The 19900-nt window shown below is 71.1% G+C and carries 18 protein-coding genes and 1 tRNA gene; 4 read left to right on the forward strand and 15 right to left on the reverse strand.

Annotation, left to right across the window (positions count from 1 at the left end):
• Nucleotides 1-8 precede the first annotated feature (8 nt).
• From Q4C85_RS04975 to Q4C85_RS04985, 3 genes are all read right to left on the reverse strand, one after another.
• Nucleotides 9-503, reverse strand: coding sequence for a CarD family transcriptional regulator (locus Q4C85_RS04975; protein ID WP_126382938.1), 495 nt, complete (start codon nt 501-503; stop codon nt 9-11).
• Nucleotides 504-615: 112 nt separating this feature from the next.
• Nucleotides 616-1314: a response regulator transcription factor gene (locus tag Q4C85_RS04980; protein WP_303140253.1), complete on the reverse strand. Its 699-nt coding sequence runs from the start codon at nt 1312-1314 to the stop codon at nt 616-618.
• On the reverse strand, nt 1314-2600 hold the full coding sequence (locus Q4C85_RS04985; protein ID WP_303140255.1) for a cell wall metabolism sensor histidine kinase WalK: 1287 nt from the start codon (nt 2598-2600) through the stop codon (nt 1314-1316). The genes Q4C85_RS04980 and Q4C85_RS04985 overlap by 1 nt, the downstream gene beginning before the upstream one ends.
• A gap of 169 nt (nt 2601-2769) precedes the next feature.
• Here Q4C85_RS04985 and phoU point away from each other — a divergent pair, with 169 nt between their 5' ends.
• Entirely contained in the window at nt 2770-3450 is a 681-nt protein-coding gene (gene phoU / locus Q4C85_RS04990) for a phosphate signaling complex protein PhoU (RefSeq protein ID WP_303140258.1), read from the forward strand.
• 766 nt (nt 3451-4216) lie between these two features.
• Here the strand turns inward: phoU and Q4C85_RS04995 are convergent.
• The 3 genes from Q4C85_RS04995 to Q4C85_RS05005 all read right to left on the reverse strand — a co-directional run bounded on the left by Q4C85_RS04995 (nt 4217) and on the right by Q4C85_RS05005 (nt 5810).
• Entirely contained in the window at nt 4217-4954 is a 738-nt protein-coding gene (locus Q4C85_RS04995) for a phosphoglyceromutase (protein WP_303140261.1), read from the reverse strand.
• A gap of 112 nt (nt 4955-5066) precedes the next feature.
• Nucleotides 5067-5393: an Lsr2 family protein gene (locus Q4C85_RS05000; protein ID WP_303140263.1), complete on the reverse strand. Its 327-nt coding sequence runs from the start codon at nt 5391-5393 to the stop codon at nt 5067-5069.
• A 344-nt stretch (nt 5394-5737) separates the two neighbouring features.
• Nucleotides 5738-5810, reverse strand: a tRNA-Thr gene (locus tag Q4C85_RS05005).
• A 119-nt stretch (nt 5811-5929) separates the two neighbouring features.
• Here Q4C85_RS05005 and Q4C85_RS05010 point away from each other — a divergent pair.
• On the forward strand, nt 5930-7366 hold the full coding sequence (locus Q4C85_RS05010; protein ID WP_303140266.1) for an amino acid permease: 1437 nt from the start codon (nt 5930-5932) through the stop codon (nt 7364-7366).
• A 23-nt stretch (nt 7367-7389) separates the two neighbouring features.
• Entirely contained in the window at nt 7390-8400 is a 1011-nt protein-coding gene (locus Q4C85_RS05015) for an asparaginase (protein WP_303140268.1), read from the forward strand.
• 126 nt (nt 8401-8526) lie between these two features.
• Here the strand turns inward: Q4C85_RS05015 and Q4C85_RS05020 are convergent, their stop codons facing one another.
• From Q4C85_RS05020 to Q4C85_RS05050, 7 genes are all read right to left on the reverse strand, one after another.
• On the reverse strand, nt 8527-10110 hold the full coding sequence (locus tag Q4C85_RS05020) for an alpha/beta hydrolase (protein WP_303140271.1): 1584 nt from the start codon (nt 10108-10110) through the stop codon (nt 8527-8529).
• Between the two features lie 99 nt (nt 10111-10209).
• Nucleotides 10210-11421 carry a DNA polymerase III subunit delta' gene (locus tag Q4C85_RS05025; protein ID WP_303140274.1) on the reverse strand — a complete coding sequence of 404 codons (1212 nt, stop codon included), beginning with the start codon at nt 11419-11421 and terminating at the stop codon, nt 10210-10212.
• Nucleotides 11418-12116, reverse strand: coding sequence for a dTMP kinase (gene tmk, locus Q4C85_RS05030; protein WP_303140315.1), 699 nt, complete (start codon nt 12114-12116; stop codon nt 11418-11420). The genes Q4C85_RS05025 and tmk overlap by 4 nt, the downstream gene beginning before the upstream one ends.
• A gap of 587 nt (nt 12117-12703) precedes the next feature.
• Nucleotides 12704-13363, reverse strand: coding sequence for a hypothetical protein (locus tag Q4C85_RS05035; protein WP_303140276.1), 660 nt, complete (start codon nt 13361-13363; stop codon nt 12704-12706).
• A 57-nt stretch (nt 13364-13420) separates the two neighbouring features.
• Complete coding sequence (locus Q4C85_RS05040) at nt 13421-14011, reverse strand: hypothetical protein (protein WP_303140277.1); 591 nt, start codon at nt 14009-14011, stop codon at nt 13421-13423.
• Between the two features lie 163 nt (nt 14012-14174).
• Nucleotides 14175-14999, reverse strand: a complete 825-nt coding sequence (locus tag Q4C85_RS05045; RefSeq protein WP_303140279.1) for an ABC transporter ATP-binding protein — start codon at nt 14997-14999, stop codon at nt 14175-14177.
• Nucleotides 14996-15385, reverse strand: coding sequence for a GntR family transcriptional regulator (locus tag Q4C85_RS05050; RefSeq protein WP_303140281.1), 390 nt, complete (start codon nt 15383-15385; stop codon nt 14996-14998). Before Q4C85_RS05050 ends, Q4C85_RS05045 begins: the two co-directional genes overlap by 4 nt.
• Before the next feature lie 251 nt (nt 15386-15636).
• On the opposite strand from Q4C85_RS05050, the gene Q4C85_RS05055 reads away from it, so the two are divergent.
• Complete coding sequence (locus Q4C85_RS05055; protein ID WP_303140283.1) at nt 15637-17553, forward strand: alpha/beta hydrolase; 1917 nt, start codon at nt 15637-15639, stop codon at nt 17551-17553.
• Nucleotides 17554-17657: 104 nt separating this feature from the next.
• Here the strand turns inward: Q4C85_RS05055 and Q4C85_RS05060 are convergent, their stop codons facing one another.
• Nucleotides 17658-18296, reverse strand: a complete 639-nt coding sequence (locus tag Q4C85_RS05060) for a DUF3060 domain-containing protein (protein ID WP_303140285.1) — start codon at nt 18294-18296, stop codon at nt 17658-17660.
• Between the two features lie 287 nt (nt 18297-18583).
• Entirely contained in the window at nt 18584-19849 is a 1266-nt protein-coding gene (locus tag Q4C85_RS05065) for an OmpA family protein (protein ID WP_303140287.1), read from the reverse strand.
• Nucleotides 19850-19900: the final 51 nt, after the last annotated feature.

Consider the following 19900-nt stretch of genomic DNA (forward strand, 5'->3'; position numbering starts at 1 on the left):
GCACGGGCTCAGGCGGCCGTGCCCGAGCCGAGGACCTCGTCGAGGGTGGACTCGGCCTCCTCCTCCGCCGTCTTCTGGGCCAGTGCCAGCTCCGAGACGAGGATCTGCCGGGCCTTGGACAGCATGCGCTTCTCTCCGGCGGACAGACCCCGGTCGGTGTCCCGACGGGACAGGTCGCGCACCACCTCGGCGACCTTGATGACATCGCCCGAGGCGATCTTCTCCTGGTTGGCCTTGAAGCGGCGCGACCAGTTCGTGGGCTCCTCGGTCAAGGGCGCGCGCAGGACGTCGAAGACCCGCTGGAGGCCGTGCTCGTCGACGACGTCGCGCACACCGATGAGGTCGACGCTGTCCGCCGGGACGAGAATCGTCAAATCCCCTTGAGCGACCTCGAGCTGCAGGTAGGTCTTTTCCTCGCCGCGGACACGACGCTGTCGGATGTCGATGATCCTGGCAGCGCCGTGGTGAGGATAAACGACGGTCTCTCCGACTTCGAAGGTCATACCTAGCGTCACTCCAGAAGGTTGTGGGGAGTGCCCAGTTTATCAGGGGATGTGGGCACCCGAACTGGGGAGGTACCTCACAGCCCGCGCCGCGGGCTGACGGCCGGGACTCTCATCCCGAGACGAGTTTGTAACCCAGGCCCCGGACGGTCACGAGCATGGTCGGCGAGCCCGGCTCGACCTCGATCTTGGCGCGGATGCGCTTGACGTGGACGTCGAGGGTCTTGGTGTCCCCCACGTAGTCCGAGCCCCATACCCGGTCGATGATCTGGCCGCGGGTGAGCACCCGGTCCGGGTTGCGCAGGAACAGCTCGAGCAGCTCGAACTCGCGCAGCGGCATGGACACGACCGTGTCCTCGACGCGGACCTCATGGCGCTCGACATCCATGGACACCCGGCCGACGGTGAGCACCGGTTCGACCTCGACCTCCTCGTGGCTGCGGCGCAGGACGGCGTGGACGCGGGCCACCAGCTCGCGGTAGGAGTACGGCTTGGTCACGTAGTCGTCCGCACCGATCTCCAGGCCCACGATCTTGTCCACCTCGGCGTCCTTGGCCGTGAGCATGATGACCGGGACCCGGGAGCGGACTCGGATGCGGCGGCAGACCTCCGAGCCGGAGACCCGGGGGAGCATGAGGTCGAGCAGGACCAGGTCGATGGCCGCGCCTCCCGGTGCGCCGGAGGCCTCGAAGCGCTCGAGGGCCACGGCGCCGTCCTCGGCCTCGACCACCTCGAAGCCGTCCCGGCGCAGGTTGAAGGCCAGGGGCTCGCGGAAGTTCTCCTCGTCCTCGACCAGCAGGATACGGGTCATCACAGTCCTCCTTGTCGGGGGTCGGCGCCACCGGGCGCCTGCGGGTCGGAGATCGCGGCGATGGCCGCGAAGGCTGCGCCGGCCGCGCCGGAGGCGACCGCGGAGCGGGCCTGTGACACCTCCGGCTCGGTCGGCGGCCTCGACCTCTCGACCCGGTGGCGCGGCAGGACGAGGGTGAAGGTCGAGCCCCGCCCCGGCGTCGACCACAGCTCGACGGTGCCCCCGTGGTCGGCCGCCACGTGCTTGACGATGCTCAGGCCCAGGCCGGTGCCGCCGGTGGCCCGCGAACGGGCCTTGTCGACCCGGTAGAAGCGCTCGAAGACGCGCTCCTGCGCCTCCTTGGCGATGCCGATGCCCTGGTCGACCACGGCGATGCGCACGAGCTCGGGGTCGGAGGGGTCGACCCCGACGCCCACGGAGACCCGGGTGCGCGGGTCCGAGTAGCGGATGGCGTTGTCGAGCAAGTTGCGCACGGCCGTGGCGATGAGCGAGGCATCCCCCAGGACATAGAGCCCAGGGGTGCCTCCCGACACGAGGCGGACCTCCTTGGCCTCGGCCTCCACGCGCACGCGGTCGAGGGACTCGGCGACCACCGCGTCGAGCTCGACCTCCTCGGGCTCGACCAGGGCGTCGCCCTCCTGGAGGCGGGAGAGCTCGATGATCTCCTGGACCAGCACGCCCAGGCGCTCGGTCTCCTTGCGCACCCGCGTGCTGTAGTCGCGCACCAGCTCGGGGTCCTCGACATTGTTCTGAACCGTCTCGGCCAGCAGTGCGATCGCCCCTACGGGCGTCTTCAGCTCATGGGAGACGTTGACGACGAAGTCGCGCCGCATGTCCTCGACGCGCTTGGCGGCCGTGCGGTCCTCGATGAGCACGAGCACACGGTTCCTGGCGATGCGGGCCACCCGCACCCGCAGGTAGAACTGCCCGGCGCCCTCGACCCGCCCGCGGGCCACGGTGATCTCGGCGTCCTGGGCCTGGCCGGTGGCACGCACGCGCGCCACCATCGCCGCCACCTGGGGCTCGCAGACCTCGTCGTCGCGGACGATGTTGAAGGTGTAGGCGGCCGCCGAGGCGCGCAGGACCTCGTCGTCGTCATCCAGGACGACCACCGTGGAGCGCAGGGCCGCCAGAACCGGCACGACGCCGTCGGCCTCGAGGGTCGAGCCCGGGGCGGCGCCGCTGTGGCCAGCGCCGCGTGTCGAGCGGCCCAGGGCCAGCCCTGCCGACGTGCCCATGACAAGGCCCACGACGGCGGCGACGAGCAGCAGCCAGAGCGTGTCCACGTCCCCAAGCGTAGGGGCGTGCACCTTCCCGGTGCTAGTCGCGGTGCGGCTTCGCCCTCCGTTCACCTTGGCGTTCCACCATGGTGCCCGTGGGGCGGCCCGTCCAGGCGCGCCCGTCCCGCTCGCAGCCCTCCGGGAGCCCCGGAACCATCAGTGAGGAGCCACTTTCGTGCGCGACATCTTCAACCAGGAGCTCAGGCAGCTGGGCTCGGACCTGACCTCCATGGCGGCGCAGGTCGCCACCGCGATCGAGCGGGCGGCCGAGTCCCTGCGCAACGGCGACATCATCGTCGCCGAGCAGGTCATCGACGCCGACGAGCGGATCAACGACCTCCAGCGGGACATCGACGACATGTGCGTCATGCTTCTGGCCCGCCAGCAGCCCGTGGCCGGTGACCTGCGCAACGTCATCTCCGCGCTGCGCATGGCCCAGACCCTCGAGCGCCAGGGCGACCTGGCCCGCCACGTGGCCACGATCGCCCGGGGTCGCTACCCCGAGGCGCCCGTCCCCGAGCCGGTCCTGGGCCTCATCGTCACGATGGCCGAGGCGGCGGTGCGCGCCGGGCGGGACGTGGCCGAGCTGGTCGAGACCCGGGACCTGGAGCTGGCCGCCCAGATCGAGCGCAACGACGCCGAGCTCGACGCCCTGCACCGCAAGTCCTTCCAGATGATCCTCGACCCGGCCAACGAGCTGACGCGCCAGCAGGTCATTGACGCCGTGCTCATGGGACGCTTCCTCGAGCGCTTCGGCGACCACTCGACCTCCGTGGCCCGCCGGATGGCCTACCTCGTGTCCGGGGCGGCGCTGCCGGGCACGCACGACGACGAGGACGCCGACGCCCTGCACTGAGCGCCTGGCCGGGCGCCCGGCTAGATGAGTCAGTCCAAGGGGGTCGAAGGGGGTCGGTGGGTACGGGGCTCGATCGCTGAGTCCCCCGCCCCGGGCCCACCCCCTCCGCGAGATCGGTAGATATGACACCGCGAGATCGGGACTTATGGCACCTCGAGTTCGGTACATATGACACGGCCGGGAGTGGAGTCCCGCATAGTGAGCCTTTCTCACCAGGCGCTCGGCCGTCGAGTTCGTACCTTGCGTCGCCAGACCGCACCTCCGCGGGCCGTCCCCGGCCGGATTCGTACCTTCTGCCTCCAGACCGGAGGATGATCGTGCGACCTGGACGCACAAGGTACGAACGCGACCTCCCACCAACCGGTCCTCGACCGCATCGCGAGCCCAACTCGCCTGTCGACCACCTCCAGGGCCTCGCGGGTGGCCAGTAGACGGCGACCCACGAGCCGCCCACAGCGCGGGCCGGGCAGGTGACGCCGACGGCCTCGATCAACCAGCCCGGCATCACCGGTCTGGGACCCACGCGGTGGCGACCCACCGCCAGGGACTCGACCCCCGCCACGCAGCGCCCGCCCAGGATGGGCCTGAGTCCCGCCGTGCCATATGTACCGATCTCGAGGTGCCATAAGTCCCGATCTCGGCGAGGGGGAGGCGCCGGCGGGCCGGATCGCCGCGGTGTCTGGCCACCGATCAACCAGGTGACAACGAGGTCCTCGTCCCGGGGAGGGGACGAGGACCTCGTGCGTGAGGGGGCGTGCCCCGCGGCTTACTTGCCCTGGTTGGCGACGGCGGCGATCTTCGCCTCGGCCTCCGGGTCGAGGTAGCGCCCGCCCTTGGTCAGCGGCTTGAGGGTCTCCTCGTCGAGCTCGTAGACCAGCGGGATGCCGGTGGGAATGTTGACCCCGGCGATGTCGTCGTCGGAGATCTCGTCGAGGTGCTTGACGATGGCGCGCAGGGAGTTGCCGTGCGCGGCGATCATGACGGTCCGGCCGGTCTTGATCTCCGGGACGATCGTGTCCTCCCAGTAGGGCAGGAGACGGTCGAGGACGTCCTTGAGGCACTCGGTGGCGGGGATCGGCTCACCGGCGTAGCGCGGGTCGGCGTCCTGGGAGAACTCGCTGCCCAGCTCGATGGGCGGCGGGGGGACGTCGTAGGAGCGCCGCCAGAGCATGAACTGCTCGTCGCCGTACTCGTCGCGGGTCTGCTTCTTGTTCTTGCCCTGCAGGGCGCCATAGTGGCGCTCGTTGAGGCGCCAGTGGCGGGTGACGGGGATCCAGTGGCGGTCGGCGGCGTCCAGGGACAGGTTGGCGGTCATGATGGCCCGGCGCAGCATCGAGGTGAAGAGCGTGTCGGGCAGGACGCCGGCCTCCTTGAGGAGCTCGCCGCCACGCACCGCCTCGGCCCGGCCCTTCTCCGACAGCGGGACGTCGACCCAGCCGGTGAACAGGTTCTTCGCATTCCATTCGCTCTCGCCGTGGCGGAGCAGCACAAGGGTGTAAGCCATGCCCCTATCCTGCCAGCCCGGGGCGGAGGCCACCAGGCCCCTGACGTCCTAGATCGAGGACCTCAGGGGCCTGGTAGTCCGGGCGCGCAGCGGGCCAGGTCTCACCGCCGGATCACTGGGCGGCGTAGTAGGCCTCACGGATCGGCGCGGAGATCCGGCCACGGTCGGAGACCTCGTGGCCATTGGCCCGCGCCCACTCGCGGATCTTCTGGGTCTCGCCCGACGAGGCGCGGGCGGCGCCACGGCGTCGGGTGGACCGGCGACCGGAGATGCGGCGGGCCTTGGCGGTCCACTCCTCAACCGACTCGCGCAGCGCCGCCGCGTGCTCGTCGTTGAGATCGATCTCGTAGGTAACGCCATCGAGGGCGAAGGTGACCGTCTGGGTCGCCTCGGAGTTGTCGATGTCGTCCACAAGAATGATCTGCGTCTTCTGCGCCATGATCCTCTTCCTCAGTCACGTTTAGGGGACCCCGCACTGGCCGCGGAATCGTTCGTGGCAAACACCGTAAACGTTATTCTTCCCCCGCGCAAGGATTCGGGGCATTCACGACACCATCACCTAGGAGATCCTCAGGCTCGCCGGCGCCCACTCGGATGCCGAACTGACGACCAGGCACCGCAGCCTGTTGCTCACCGCGGGCACAGTTGCGAGAGGCATCCGACAGTGTCATTGCGGCGGACACGGCGGGCGGCACAGAGAACCAAGGGCGAGACGCGCGGGGAGGCATGCGCAGGCCACCGGACAAGAACAAGGCCCCGGACCGCATGGTCCGGGGCCGGGCGAGCCACCTGTGGGAATCGAACCCACGACCTATTCATTACGAGTGAATCGCTCTGCCGACTGAGCTAAGGTGGCACACTGCACAAGCAGCACGAGGTAGGCTACCCCCGCAGCACCTCGAGGCGCAAACCGGCCGAGCCGCGGGCGCCCGTGGTCCTGGACACAGCACATACCGCCCTGCACGGAGGTCACCGATGACCGAGCACAACCCCCCTCCCGCACACTCCCCCGGCGTCACGGACCGGGGCGACGCCGGATACGACAAGGCGCTCAAGAACCGCCACATCCAGATGATCGCCATTGGAGGGTCGATCGGCACCGGCCTCTTCCTGGGGGCGGGCCGCCTCGCCCAGGGAGGGGCCGGGCTGGCCCTGGCCTACGCCGTGTGCGGCGTCTTCGCCTTCGTCATGGTCCGCGCCCTGGGCGAGCTGGCGATCCGGCGCCCGTCCTCAGGCGCCTTCGTGTCCTACGCCCGGGAGTTCCTCGGGGAGAAGGGCGCCTACGTGACCGGCTGGTTCTTCTTCCTCGACTGGGCGGTCACGGTCATGGCCGACATCACCGCCGTCGCCCTCTACCTCCACTACTGGAGCGCCTTCGACAGGATCCCTCAATGGATCCTGGCACTGGCCGCCCTCGCACTCGTCTTCATCCTCAACATGCTCAATGTCAAGATGTTCGGCGAGGCGGAGTTCTGGTTCGCCCTCATCAAGGTCTCCGCCATCGTGCTGTTCATGGTGGCCGCGATCTGGGCGATCCTCGCCGGAGCCCCGATCGGTAACTCAACGGCCGGTCTGCACAACATCACTGACAACGGAGGGTTCTTCCCCGAGGGCCTGCCCATCGTCTTCACGCTCACGCTCGGGGTCATCTTTGCCTTCGGCGGCACCGAGATGGTCGGCGTGGCCGCCGGAGAGGCCGCCGACGCCGTCAGGGTCCTGCCCAAGGCCATCAACTCCATGATCCTGCGCATCTTCGTGTTCTATGTCGGCTCGGTCATCCTCATGACACTCGTCCTGCCCTACACCGCCTACTCGGGGGGCGAGTCGCCCTTCGTCACCTTCTTCTCCGGGATCGGAATCCCCCACGCCGGGGACATCATCCAGGTCGTCGTGCTGACCGCCGCCCTGTCCTCCCTCAACGCGGGGCTCTACGCCACCGGCAGGACGCTGCGCTCGATGGCGGTTGCCGGCGAGGCACCGCGCATGGCCGCCACACTCAACAAGAACCAGGTGCCGGCCGGCGGCATCATCATCACCTCGGCGCTGGGCCTGTTCGGCGTGCTGCTCAACGCATTCCTGCCCGGAACCGCCTTCGAGATCGTCATGAACCTCGCGGGCATCGGCATCGCCGGCACGTGGTCGGCAATCCTCGTCACCCACCTCGCCTTCCTGCGCCGGGTGCGGCGGGGCGAGGACAGCCGCCCGGCCTACCGGATGCCCCTGGCGCCGTTCTCCAACTATGCGGCACTCCTCTTCTTCGCCGTCGTCGTGGTCTCCAACCTCAGCTCGTCGGCCGGCCGCTGGACACTAGCGCTGTTCGTCATCGTCGTCCTGCTCATGGTCGCCGGCTGGTACACCGTGCGCGGCTCGATCCGCTCCGACCTGCTCGACGACATCGTCGACGCCGAGTGAGCGCCCCCGCGTAGTCTGGGCGCATGCGCGTCCATCTCACGTACGCAGGCGGCACGATCGGCATGGTCGACTCGCCCCGGGGCCTGGTCCCGGGGGCCGACCTCGAGGGCTGGCTCGAGGGCGTGCTCCCGGGCACCGGCCAGCAGGGGTCGCCCCTGGAGGTGACGGTCACCTCCCTCGACCCGCTCATCGACTCCTCCAACGCCACCCCGGAGTCCTGGCAGGCGATCATCGATGACCTGCGCGCCCGGACCGAGGCGCAGGCCTTCGTCGTCCTCCACGGCACCGACACGATGGCCTACACGACGGCGGCCCTGTCCTACGCGCTGACCGACCTGGACACCCCGGTCGTCGTCACCGGGTCCCAGCTGCCTCTGGGGGTGGTCGGCTCCGACGCCGTCGGCAACGTCGTCGGTGCGCTGTGCGCCGCCACCTCCGGCCGCCTCCGGGGGGTCGGCCTCTTCTTCGGCCAGCACCTCCTGGCGGGCAACCGGGCGACGAAGACCAGCTCGTGGGCCTTCGAGGGCTTCGTCTCCCCATGCGCGCCGCCCCTGGCGACGGCCGGCGCCCCCTGGCGGTGGGCGGCCCCGGAGCCGCTCGGCACCGGCTGGCGGGCGGCGGCGCCCTACCGGCGGCACGACGTCGTCGTGCTCGACCTCGCCCCGGGGATCACCGCCGCGCGCCTCAGCGCACTGCTGTCCCCGGCTCCCGAGGCCGTCGTCCTGCGCGCCTTCGGCACGGGCAATGTCCCCAGCGCCGAGCCGGGCCTGACCGAGGCGTTGAGCGCCGTCATCGAGGCGGGGACCGCGGTGGTCGTAGCCTCCCAGTGCCAGCAGGCGCAGGTCCTGCTCGGCCACTACGAGTCCGGGGAGGCGCTCGCCCGACTCGGGGCGGTCGACAGTGGCGACATGACCCTGGAGGCCACCTACGCCAAGATCCAGTTCCTCCTCAGCCAGGGCCTGCGGGGCCCGGACCTGGCTGCGGCGATGGGCCGCTCGATCGCCGGGGAACTGAGCCCGGCCGCCCCCGCCTGATCCGGGCGGCCGCGCTCGGCGGCCCGGCCTGGTCCGGGCGGCCGAGCCCGTGGGCGGAGGGAGCCCGTGGGCTGAGCGAGCCCGCAACGAGGCCCGTCGGCTCGGGTCAACTCCCGCCCGCGGTCCCTACTCCGTGGCGCCGCAGGTCAGCCCCTCCTCGGGCATGACCCCCGACAACAGGTAGGAGTCGACCGCCTCGGTCACGCACTGGCCGGCCCGGCCGTAGGCCGTGTGCCCGTCGCCGTCCCAGGTGAGCAGCCGGCCGGAGTCGAGCTGGTCGGCCAGGGACACCGACCAGTCGTACGGGGTGGCCGGGTCTCGCGTCGTCCCGACCACGAGGATCGGCGCGGCGCCCGCGGCATGGAGCTCCTTGCGCTCGCGGGTGGACCGGGCCCCCCAGGCCTGGCAGTACAGGTCGGAGTACGCCAGGCTCCGGCCGAAGGTAGGCGAGGCTGCCTCGATCTCGTCGGCCTCCATGGCCCACAGCTCGGTGTCACCCTCGACCGGGTAGTCGAGGCAGTTGATCGCGGCGATGACCTCGTCGCCGTTGCCCGTGTACGTGCCGTCATCGTTGCGGGAGGCGAAGATGTCGGCAATAGCCAGGAGCGTCGACCCGTCGTTCTGGAGCATCGCCTGATCGAGCGCCTCGGCGAGCACCCCCCAGGACTCCGACTGGTACATGATGCCGACGATGGCGTCCTCGGCGAGGCTGGCGGTCAGGGGGCGTGCCGGGTCGGAGGTCGGCACCGGCGTCGTTCTCGTGGCCTCGAGGAAGGTGCGGACCTGCCCGACACCGGAGTCGACGTCGCCGGTCAGCGGGCAGGCGTCCCCGCTCTGGCAGTCCTCGATGAACGCGCGCAGGGCCATCTCGAAGCCCTCGGCCTGGCCGAGGGTGATCTCGGCGGCGCTCAGACTCGGGTCGACGCCGCCGTCAAGCACCATCCGGCCGACATTGGTCGGGAACAGGTCGGCGTAGGTCGCCCCCAGGTAGGTCCCGTAGGAGTAGCCGAGGTAGGTGAGCACGTCTTGGCCGAGGGCGGCGCGCAGGACATCGAGGTCCCGGGCCGCGGAGACCGTGTCGATGTTCTCCAGCAGGCCGGGGGTGGTCGTGTTGGCCGCGCACTTGGCAGAGTAGGACTGGGCGGTCTGGGTGACGTCCGCCTGGATCTCCGACTCGGTGGCGTCCTGCGGCAGCGAGTCGGAGGCGGAGCGGTCCTCGTCCAGCTCGGCGTCGGTCAGGCACTCCACGGCGGTGGACTCGCCCACGCCACGGGGGTCGAAGCCCACGACGTCGTAGGACTCCAGGAGCGCGTCGGAGAAGAAGTCCTCGAGCGAGCCGACCAGCTCGATCCCCGAGCCGCCCGGGCCGCCGGGGTTGATGACGAGGTCCCCGATGGACGTGCCATCGGCCAGGCGCTTCTTGAGGGCGATCTCAATGGTCTGCCCCTCGGGGTCGTCGTAGTCGAGGGGCACCGTGAGCCGTGCGCACTCGAAGTCGCCCTCCTCGCCCTCGCAGGGCTGCCAGAACAGCTCCTGGCCGTAGTAGGCCTCCAGGCCCTCAGGCGCTGCCGGGGTGCTCGATGCCAGCGCGGGCGAGGGGGAGGAGCCGGTGCTTGAGGTGTCGGCGCAGGCCGCAGCCACCAGGACCAGGACGAGGGCGACGACAGCACCCACGGGACGCCGGCGTCGATGACGGTTGACAGTGCTCACGTGCGCAGCCTACGTGCCAGCAACACCTCGGCACTCATCCTGCGGGGGGAGGCCCGCTATGACGCCCGCTATGACGGTTTCATGGGTCGCCGGCGTCGGTCAGGCCTGGGGCCGCAGCTGGACCATGAGGGACTCGACGGCCAGCAGCGGGGCGACGTTGGAGCGCAGACGCGCCCGGCACTCCTCGATGGCGGCGATCCGGCTGAGGGACTGCGCCGCCCCGGTGGAGCGGGCTACCTGGTCGACCTCCTGGGACATGTCGACGTTGACCCGCTCGATGTCGGCGCCCATCTGGGTGGCCAGGACGTCGCGGTAGAAGGACAGCAGGTCGATCATCGCCCTGTCGAGCACGTCGGTGCGGGCGCGACGGGCGCGGCGCTTGTGGTCCTCCTCGAGCTGACGCACCTGGGCGCGCAGCGCCGGCGGGACCCGGCCGTCCCCCTCAAGGCCCAGTGCCCGCAGGAGGGCGGCCTTCTCGGCCGCGTCCCGCTCAGCAGTGGCCTCGGCCGCCTCGGCCTGCGCGGCGTCGACGAGCTCGGCGGCCGCTAGGACCGCGTCCCCGACGCTGCGCAGCGAGACCGGCGCCTCGAGGAGGCGTCGACGCCGCTGCCAGGCGCCGGGGTCGGTGGCCAGGTGCCTGGCCAGGCCGATGTGGGACTGGCTGGCGCGCGCCGCCCTGGCCGCCAGGCCGGGCTCGGCGCCGTCGCGCCGTACGAGGAGCTCGGCGACCGCCTCGGCGGGCGGGACGCGCAGGGTGATCAGACGGCAGCGGGAGCGGATGGTGGGCAGGACGTCCTCGGCGCTGGGCGTGCACAGGATCCACACCGTCTGCGGGGGCGGCTCCTCGATGGACTTGAGCAGGACATTGGTCGTGCGCTCGACCATCCGGTCGGCGTCCTCGACGAGGAGGACACGCCAGCGCCCCGTCCAGGGGCGGCGCTGCGCCTCACCGATGAGTCTCTTGACCTCCTCCATCGTGATGAGGAGCTTGTCGGTGGCCAGGCGCACGACGTCGGGGTGGGTGCCGTCAATGACCTCCCGGCAGGGCTTGCAGCGGCCGCACCCGGGCTCCTGCCCGGTGCACTGGAGGGAGGCGGCGAAGGCGCGGGCGGCGGTGGATCTGCCCGAGCCCGGGGGGCCGGTGACGAGCCAGGCGTGGCTCATGGCCGCACCCGCACCGGCAGCGGTGCCGGCCTGCTCCTGCTGGAGGCCGGCGGCACGTCGGTCGGACTCGTGGCGGGCGCTGCGTGCGGCGGCTTTGAAGGCGGCGACGACTGCTTCCTGGCCGACGACGTCCTCCCACACGCTCATCGGGGCCGCCTGCGGTGGGCGTCGGCCGCGGCGACGAAGGCCTCCAGCCCCATGAGCACGCTCTGGTGGGCGCCGGCGGCCACGCGGGCTCCGTGGGCTCGCACGGCCTCGACGGCGGCCTCGATGACCTCGTCGGCTACCTGGTCGACGGGGCGGTCGGCGTCGATGACGACGAAACGCGCGGGCTCGTCTGCGGCCAGCTCGAGGTAGGCGGCGCGCAGGGCGAGGTGGAAGGCCTCGGGCTCGCGCTCGAGCCGGTCGGTCGTGCCACGGGCCACGGTGCGCCGGGCCGCCAGGCCGGGCTCGGCGTCGAGCAGGATGGTCAGGTCGGGCACGAGGCCGCCGGTGGCCCACAGGGACAGGGCACGGACCTCCTGGGGTCCCAGTGCGCGGGCGGCCCCCTGGTAGGCGATCGAGGAGTCGAAGTAGCGGTCGGTCAGGACGACCGCGCCGCGCTCGAGGGCGGGACGGATGAGGGTGGCGGTGTGGTGGGCCCGGTCGGCGGCGTACAGGAGGGCCTCGGCGCGCGGGGCGACCTCCTGCCCATGCAGGAGCAGCTCGCGGATGGAGACACCGAGGGCCGTGCCCCCGGGCTCGCGGGTGAGCACATGGTCGACCCCGGCGGCGGCCAGGAGGTCGGCGAGGATGCGGATCTGGGTCGTCTTGCCCACGCCGTCGCCGCCCTCGAAGGAGATGAGGACGCCCGGGTGCCCGACGGGGTTCGCGGGGCCGGCAGGATGCGCGGGGTCGCCGGGGGTCTCGGGCTCGCCGGGGTTGCCGGAGCCGGCAGGGCTCCCGGGGTGGCGCGAGACGGCGGCAGGCTCGTCGATGCGCTCGAAGAGGCCGCGCCCGGGGGTGGTCCGGGGGCCGTGAGGTGCGTGGGTCACGACGCCAGCGTATCGGGCAGCAGCGACGCTCCGCCCTGCCGCACCGGGCGCGGGAGCGAGGCAACGCCTGTCCCGGGATGAGTAGTCCAAGGGGTGGGGGCCACGGGCAGGGTGGCACCCGTCCACGGACGCTCCTGCGCCCGGCCGTGCCATATGTCTCGATATGTCTCGATCTCGAGGTGCCATATCTACCGATCTCGAGGTGTCATATGTCCCGATCTCGAGGAGGGGGTGGGCCTGGGGCCGGCGCCGCCCTCCCCCGGGTCGCACCGGGGTCAGTACTCCTGACGCCGGACCAGGCGGCGGCGCAGTCCCGCCCCGGCGGTCACACGGGCGACACCGGGCGTGGCGATGCTCTTTGACATCTCAGGGTTCCTTCCTGTCTCATCGAGAACTCAGTGGTCCTGGCGGCAGTACCACCAATGGGTCACGGCCAGGGACAGGCCCATGATGATGGAGAACACAAGCGGCAAGACGAGGTTGGACCCGCTCACCGTGTCCAGCAGGCCGGAGCGAACCGCCTCGACGGCAGCCAGGATCCCCTCGAACACCCCGAACACACCGAGCCACCACGCCACGATCCACACCGGCCACACCCTCCCGGACACGCACAGGAAGAGCGGGACACCCGCCGCCACTCCGATCGAGGCGATGGCCAGCCATATGACAGCTCCGGTCGGGGCGCCAACGGCGACGCCCACGACCGTTATGAACAATCCAACGCCCCCCAGCAGGCCGATCGCCTCGAGCCAGCGCGCGAGAACCACCTCCCCACGGCTGACCGGCAGCAGCCCGTGGAGTCGGCGCAGCCGGGTGGAGGAGCCGTTGGACTGGTGGACGGCCTGCATGCCGCAGACGACGCCGATCCCCACGCCACCGGACCATGCGACCTCACCGCTGTGGAGGATGTCGGCCGCGGCACCGGCGCACAGGACCAGGCCCAGGAGCACCGCCCTCCAACGCCCGACCCCGAGCAGGTCGAGCGCGATGAGCGCGCCCAACCTGCGCCACCGGGGGGTTGGCGGGGCGGTCTGGGGCTCATGCGGAACAGGCACGATCTCTCTCCTTACGAGGCGGCAGGAATGTGGGACGGGCGCGAGACCCCGGTCGCCTCAATGGTCCTGGACCCGGTAGACCCGGTGGCTCAGCCACCACGAGGCGACGACGATGGCCAGCCCGACGCCCACGATGATGACGAGGAGGGTCGGGCCTACATCGGCCAGCGTGCCGGCGAGGAACCCCGCCGCAAGGCCCGCGACGAACAACGGAGCTCCCGTCCACACGAGCCCCGAGCCGTCGAAGCGCAGCGCCAGGGGGACGCACGGTGCGATGGCCGCCGCGAAGAGGACCGCCAGGACGGGGACCGGCAGGGCGGTGCTCGCTCGCGTCAGAGACACGATGACCATGGCCAGGACGGTGGACAGGACCAGGGCGGCGCCGGCGGCGAGCCACCAGGCGTCGAGCACCTCGGCGCGGCTGACCGGCAGGACCGCACGCAACCGTCGCAGCCGAGGGCGCTCAAGGATGTCATAGATGAGGCCCATGTGTCCGACACACGCCCCTAGTCCCATGATGCCGACGACGCTGACAGTGGCATCCTCGCGCGAGACCGCCACAGCGCCGGCAACCAGGGCGGTCACGACCACCAGGCTCAGGGGCGCGGGCCGGTTCGCCATGACGCGCAGGTCGAGCCGGATGAGCATGAGTAGTGTCCTGAGCCGCTCCGGGCCCCGACCGGGCCGTTCCACCGTGCTCGGGAGTGCGGATGACGAGCTCAATGGTCCTGCCTTTCGTGGAGTCGGTGGCTCAGCCACCAGGAGGTGCCGATACTCGGTGCCGGCACCGTCGGACGGGGACGCGGCGGTCTCAGTCACCGGCGACCCCCTTGGCGATGTGGATGGCAAGCTCCTCGATGCTCGGCGCCTCGACGACGACGCCCTCGAGCGCCTCGGCGGCGTCGGCGGGCAGCATGACCTCCCAGCCGACGGGGGTGCTGCGCAGTCCCAGCCCGTGGGTGCGCACCTCCTCGGTGAGGCGGTCAGGGGTGCCCCGCACGATCCGCATCGAGGCGAGCAGCTCCTCGGTGGTCCCCGCGGCGACGACGCGGCCACGGTCCAGGACGATGAGGCGGTCGGCGAGGCGGTCGAGGTCGGAGGTGATGTGGGTGGAGAACCACACCGTGTGGTTCTCAGCGGTCATGTACTGGGCCAAGGAGTCGACCATCTGCGAGCGCGCCAGGGGGTCGAGGCCGGAGGTGGGCTCGTCGAGGATGAGCAGCTCGGGGTCATGGGCCAGGGCGGTCACCATCTGCAGGCGCATCCCCATGCCGCGGCTGAGGCTCTTGACCTTCGCGGCGGGGTCGATACCGGCCTCCTGGAGCCCTGCGGTGAAGTCGGCCGCCGACCAGGTGGGGTAGAAGGGCGCCAGACCCCGGGCCACGTCCCGCACGCGCCACTCGCTGTTGTAGGGCGGGGAGTCGAAGACGACGCCGATGCGCTCGTGCGGCAGGGTCGTGGCGGTCCCGGAGTCGGGGTGGATCATGCCGAGGACGGCCTTGATGGTCGTCGTCTTGCCCGAGCCGTTGGCGCCGACGAAGCCGGTGACGAGGCCTGCCTCGATGCTCATGGTCACGTCGTCCAGGACGAAGGCGGGGTAGCGCTTCGTCAGGTGGCTGATCTCAACGGGATTCACTGGTCCTCCAGGGTGGTCATGACGGTGTCGAGGATGGTGTGCAGGTCCTCGTCGCCGAGCCCGGCCAGCCGGCCCCGCTCGACGGCGCGACCGAGGTGCTCCTCGACCTCGCGCAGCACCTGCTCGTGGATGAAGGCGGAGTCGCGGGGCAGGACGTAGTAGCCCTTGCCCGGGACGTTGGCGAGGAAGCCCTCGGACACGAGGTCGGAGTAGGCGCGGGTCGTCGTGATGACGCTGACCCGCAGGTCACGTGCCAGGGCCCGGATCGAGGGCAGGCGCTCGTCGGCCTCGAGACGGCCCGACAGGATCGCGTCCTCGATCTGACGCTTGATCTGCTCATAGATGGGGACTCCCGCGGTGTTCGACAGGACGACTGAGAGCGGCATCGCGACTCCTTTCGTACATACACACTATATACAGTCGGCGGTCTGGTGGCGAACCCCGGATGTGCCACCCCGCCACCGAAGGACCCGGGTGCGCCAACTCGACGACGCGCATTTTTCGGTGTCATTGCGGCGCACAGCCATCCGTCCCGCTCGGTGCGCCTCGCGACGGCAACAGGCTGGTAGGCCACCAGCCTAGCATACGTCACACTATCTGTACATACTCAGCATGTACACCGTGATATCTTCGTGACATGCGATCACCAACCTCCCCCATGCGGCGCGCCACCTACGCGCTGGCAGCACTCGCCGTCTCCGCCTCACTGGCCGCCTGCGAACCCGGCCTTGACCCCCAGAGCGCCGGCCCGAGCCCGACGGGCTCGCCGACGAGTGCTCCTTCGGCAGCGCCGTCTCAGGCGCAGGACGACTCGACCGCGAGTGGGGCCCCCGCAACCGCCACCGCCGCGGCCCCGAGCGCGCCCCCCCCCGCCCCCACCGGACCCACCGGCGGCACTGGGGGCACGGGCGGCACCGGCGCAACACACACCGGGGGGGGCGCCCCGCCCCCCCCCCCGGCCGAGCCGACCTCGGATCCCACCGCTCCTGCCGTCCCGGCCGGCCTCGAGTCCTTCTACGGCCAGCAGGTGTCCTGGGAGGCCTGCGCCGACGGCGCAGCCGGCGCCCAGTGTGCGACGGTGAGCGTCCCCCTCGACTACGACGACCCCACCGGAACCACCATCTCCATCGCGCTGCGGCGGCACTCGGCCTCCGACGGCCAGCCCGAGAACGGGGCCCTGTTCCTCAACCCCGGCGGCCCCGGCGAGAGCGGGACCGCCTTCGTGGCCGCGGCCGCGAGCCAGTACACCCCGGAGATGCTCGCCGCCTACGACCTCATCGGCTTCGACCCGCGCGGCACCGGCGACTCCACCCACCTCACGTGCTGGGCCCCGGATGAGGCCGCCGGGAGCGGATCGACCGGCTCCGCCGCCACCGGCACTGAGGAGGCGCCCCTGGCCGAGCAGGAGGAGGCCGCCGCGGCCGAGGACGAGCTGAGCCAGGCCGCCGCCCTCGTCGAGGCACAGGTGGCTGCCGGCAGCGCCCAGGCGGCCGCCTGCCGGCAGTACTCGGAGGTCCCCGAGCTCATCGACCATATGAGCACCGCTGAGGCCGCGCGTGACCTCGACATCCTGCGCGCCGTCGTCGGCGAACCGGAGCTGGACTACCTCGGCTACTCCTACGGCACCGAGCTGGGCGCCGCCTACATCGCCCTGTTCCCGGACAATGTCGGGCGCACGGTCCTGGACAGCGCCGTCGACCCGTCCCTGAGCCGTGATGAGTCCCGCGAGGCGCAGATGGCCACCCGGGAGGGCCGGGTCCGCCAGTACCTCGAGTTCTGCCTGACGCAGGAGGGCTGCCCCTTGACCGGCACGGTCGAGGAGGCCACCTCCCAGCTCATCGACTTCGTCAACTCCGTCGCCGAGCAGCCGCTCACCGTCACCCTCGATGACCAGACCTCCCAGATGGATATCCAGACCGTCTACACGGTGATCACCAACCTCGCCCTGGCCCGCGAGGAGTACTGGCCAAGCCTCACGATGGCCCTCACCGCTGCGATGACCCAGCGCGACGCCAGCGAGCTGGCACGCCTCGCGGCGCAGGCTCCGAGCACCGGACAGCTCGACCCGAGCCCGGACACCGAGGCCGCCCTGGTGTCCAACGTCGCCTACTCGGTCGTCACCTGTTCTGACGACCCGGTCCAGGGGGACGCGGCCGCGTGGGCCGAGGACCTCATCGCCGACAACGAGGCCTACCCGTTCACGGCGATGACGATCGGCTCCTCTTCATTCCTGGAGCCCTTCTGCCAGGGCCTGGGTGTCGCCGCCTCGCCCGTGCCGGGTGATCTGTCGCGGGCCAAGACCGAGCCCGTCCTCGTCGTCGGCGTCACCGGCGATCCGCAGACCCCCTACGCGTGGTCGCAGTCCCTGGCCTCCCAGCTGCGCAACGGCCACCTGCTGACGGTCACCAACTACCAGCACGGCGCGACGGCGCTCAACAGCTGTGCGACGGCCGCCGTCAGCGAGTTCCTCGTCACCGGCACGCTGCCCGCCGACGATCAGACCTGCCCGATCGACCCCCTGCCGCAGGCCGCCGCTGAGGCCCTCGCCCAGTAGTTGCCTGCCCTTGTCACAGAGCGCCCCGCCCACCACTGTGGTGGGCGGGGCGCTCCGCCGTCCGCGCATCAAGTGCGCCGGGCCCGTGACGGCCGGGGCGGACGTCAGTCCTCCCCCTGCCGGCGGGTCTCCGTGTTGGCTCCCACGGCGGTGACCACTGGGGTGTTGCCGGCCCACACGACATCGGCGTTGGCACCCCTGACCTCCACCGTGCCGAGGTCGCGGACGTACACGCTGGCGTTGCCGCCCACGACGACGAGGCTTTCGACGTAGTCGGCCACGAGCCACACGTTGGAGCCCATGATCGTCAGGCTCGTCACGTCCCCCTCGATCCGGACATCGGCGTTGTCCTCGGTGATGACAACCGTCCCGTCGCCCGCGCTGATGACCTGGTCGACGTTCTGCTCCGCGTTGAGCCAGTCGTCGTCGGTGATCGTCACCTGGGCGCCGGGCCTGTCCTCGGACGAGGCGGCGGTTCCGGTCGATCTTGCCGCGTCCGCCGTCGGCGTCGAGCCCGCCGAGGCCGCCGGAGAGGCGGCGCCCGGGGAGGCCAGGGTCCCGGTGGTGGCCGCCCCGCTGTCTCCCGCCGCCGCCACCGCGGAGCCCGACTCGGCCGAGGCGGCGGAGGAGGACTGCGCGGCGGGCTCGTCGGCCGGCAAGCCGATGGTCACCGAGCAGGCGCTCAGGGCCAGGGCGAGCGCGCCGCAGGTCAGCAGGGTCAGGGGACGAGTGGCTCGTGTCATGTGCATGGTCGTAACCTACGGCCGCCGTGTCGCCCCCCGGTCGTGGGGGGGGGGGGGGGGGTGGCCCCGCCCCCCCCCCCCGCGACAGCGGTCCGACATCAGGCCGACGGGACGGCACGTCGAGGCCGCAGAGCGGACTGGGCCGGCGATTCCGGGGCGCTGCGGTGGGTCCGAGGCTCGGTCGATGGGTCCGGGGCTCTGCGGTGATTCCGGGGCAGACACCCCCGGAATCACGTCCCCAGCTCCGGGCCCCCTCGCCGAGATCGGGACCGCAGGGCCCGGGAGCCTCAGAAGGCCGGCACGAACACCTCCACCCTCCGGTTGAGCTGGCGACCGGCCGGGTTGTCCGAGCCATCGGGATTCTCATTGGGCGCCACCGGCTGGGTCTCCCCGTAACCGGCGGACTCCAGGGTCGCCGTCACCGCTTGGGCACGCAGCGCCTCGGCCACCGCCGCCGCGCGGTCCTCCGACAGTGTCTGGTTGAAGGCCTCGTCCGACACCGAGTCGGTGTGCCCGTAGACGTAGGCCAGCGGGGCACCCGAGTCCGTGAGCACCCCCGCCAGGGCCGCCAGCGTCTCGGCCGCGTCGGCGCGCACTTGGGAGGACCCGAAGTCGAAGAGCACCCCGTCCTCCACGGTGATGACCGTCCCGCAGGACTCGACCGGGTTGATGGCGTCGATCGTCGGGAAGTCCCCGATATCCGGCACCGCGGGCAGGTCCTCGACCTCGACCTCGACGCCGTTGACCTCGCCGTTTCCGTCGCCGTAGTTGTTGATGGTCAGGCCGGTGGCGGTGTCGGTGTAGTTGCCCGAGCCATCGCCGTAGTTGTTGATCGTCACCGTCCCGTTGGAGTAGTTGCCCGAGCCATCGCCGTAGAGGTTGATCACCTCGCCGGTGGCACTGTTCGACCAGTTGCCCGAGCCGTCGCCGTAGACATTGACGGTCAGCGTGCCGTCGGCGTAGTTGCCCGAGCCATCACCGTAGACGTTGATGACGATGCCGGTGGCGGTGTCGGTGTAGTTGCCCGACCCGTCGCCGTAGTTGTTGATCGTGACCGTCCCACTCGTGTAGTTGCCCGAGCCGTCACCGTAGTTGTTGACGGTCGTGTCGGAGTCGGAGTACGTCCCTGAGCCGTCACCGTAGAAGGTCGCGGTGCGGTCGCTGGACTGGAGCGTGCCCGCCTCGTCGCAGCGGGCCGGGGCGACGGTGACCCCCGGGACCGAGGAGATGTCCCGGGTCAGGTCGGGTGTGAAGACCGAGCCCGCGCTCGTGAGCAGGGACAGGTCGGGCAGCGTGAACAGGGGCACCGGCGGGATCTGGCCGGCCTCGTAGCCCGGCGCAGCGGGCAGGCCCGATGAGGCCGAGGCGCTTGCGGAGACGCTCGCGGCCCGGGTGGCCGGGTCGGTGGCCGCCGAGGAGCCGGCGGCGGCAGCCGGGGCGGCGGTCGTCTCGGCGTCGGAGGCCGAGGTCCCGCACCCGCTCAAGGCCAGGGAGCCCGCTGTCAGCGCGGCCAGGACGACGGTGGGGAGGGGAAGGAGACGGTGTCGTTGCATGGTCGTAACTTATGCGCTCCGTTGTCGCCCCACCGTCGCCCGGCTGTCGCG

Origin of the sequence: Actinomyces sp., from assembly GCF_030524025.1 — a bacterium.
Classification (GTDB): domain Bacteria; phylum Actinomycetota; class Actinomycetes; order Actinomycetales; family Actinomycetaceae; genus Actinomyces.

Excerpts from the sequence above, each read along its gene's own strand:
- Q4C85_RS04975 (WP_126382938.1), bottom strand. The coding sequence starts at position 503 with ATGACCTTCGAAGTCGGAGAGACCGTCGTTTATCCTCACCACGGCGCT.
- Q4C85_RS04980 (WP_303140253.1), bottom strand. The coding sequence starts at position 1,314 with ATGACCCGTATCCTGCTGGTCGAGGACGAGGAGAACTTCCGCGAGCCC.
- Q4C85_RS04995 (WP_303140261.1), bottom strand. The coding sequence starts at position 4,954 with ATGGCTTACACCCTTGTGCTGCTCCGCCACGGCGAGAGCGAATGGAAT.
- Q4C85_RS05000 (WP_303140263.1), bottom strand. The coding sequence starts at position 5,393 with ATGGCGCAGAAGACGCAGATCATTCTTGTGGACGACATCGACAACTCC.
- Q4C85_RS05010 (WP_303140266.1), top strand. The coding sequence starts at position 5,930 with ATGACCGAGCACAACCCCCCTCCCGCACACTCCCCCGGCGTCACGGAC.
- Q4C85_RS05015 (WP_303140268.1), top strand. The coding sequence starts at position 7,390 with ATGCGCGTCCATCTCACGTACGCAGGCGGCACGATCGGCATGGTCGAC.
- Q4C85_RS05025 (WP_303140274.1), bottom strand. The coding sequence starts at position 11,421 with ATGAGCGTGTGGGAGGACGTCGTCGGCCAGGAAGCAGTCGTCGCCGCC.
- Q4C85_RS05040 (WP_303140277.1), bottom strand. The coding sequence starts at position 14,011 with ATGCTCATCCGGCTCGACCTGCGCGTCATGGCGAACCGGCCCGCGCCC.
- Q4C85_RS05050 (WP_303140281.1), bottom strand. The coding sequence starts at position 15,385 with ATGCCGCTCTCAGTCGTCCTGTCGAACACCGCGGGAGTCCCCATCTAT.
- Q4C85_RS05055 (WP_303140283.1), top strand. The coding sequence starts at position 15,637 with ATGCGATCACCAACCTCCCCCATGCGGCGCGCCACCTACGCGCTGGCA.
- Q4C85_RS05060 (WP_303140285.1), bottom strand. The coding sequence starts at position 18,296 with ATGACACGAGCCACTCGTCCCCTGACCCTGCTGACCTGCGGCGCGCTC.
- Q4C85_RS05065 (WP_303140287.1), bottom strand. The coding sequence starts at position 19,849 with ATGCAACGACACCGTCTCCTTCCCCTCCCCACCGTCGTCCTGGCCGCG.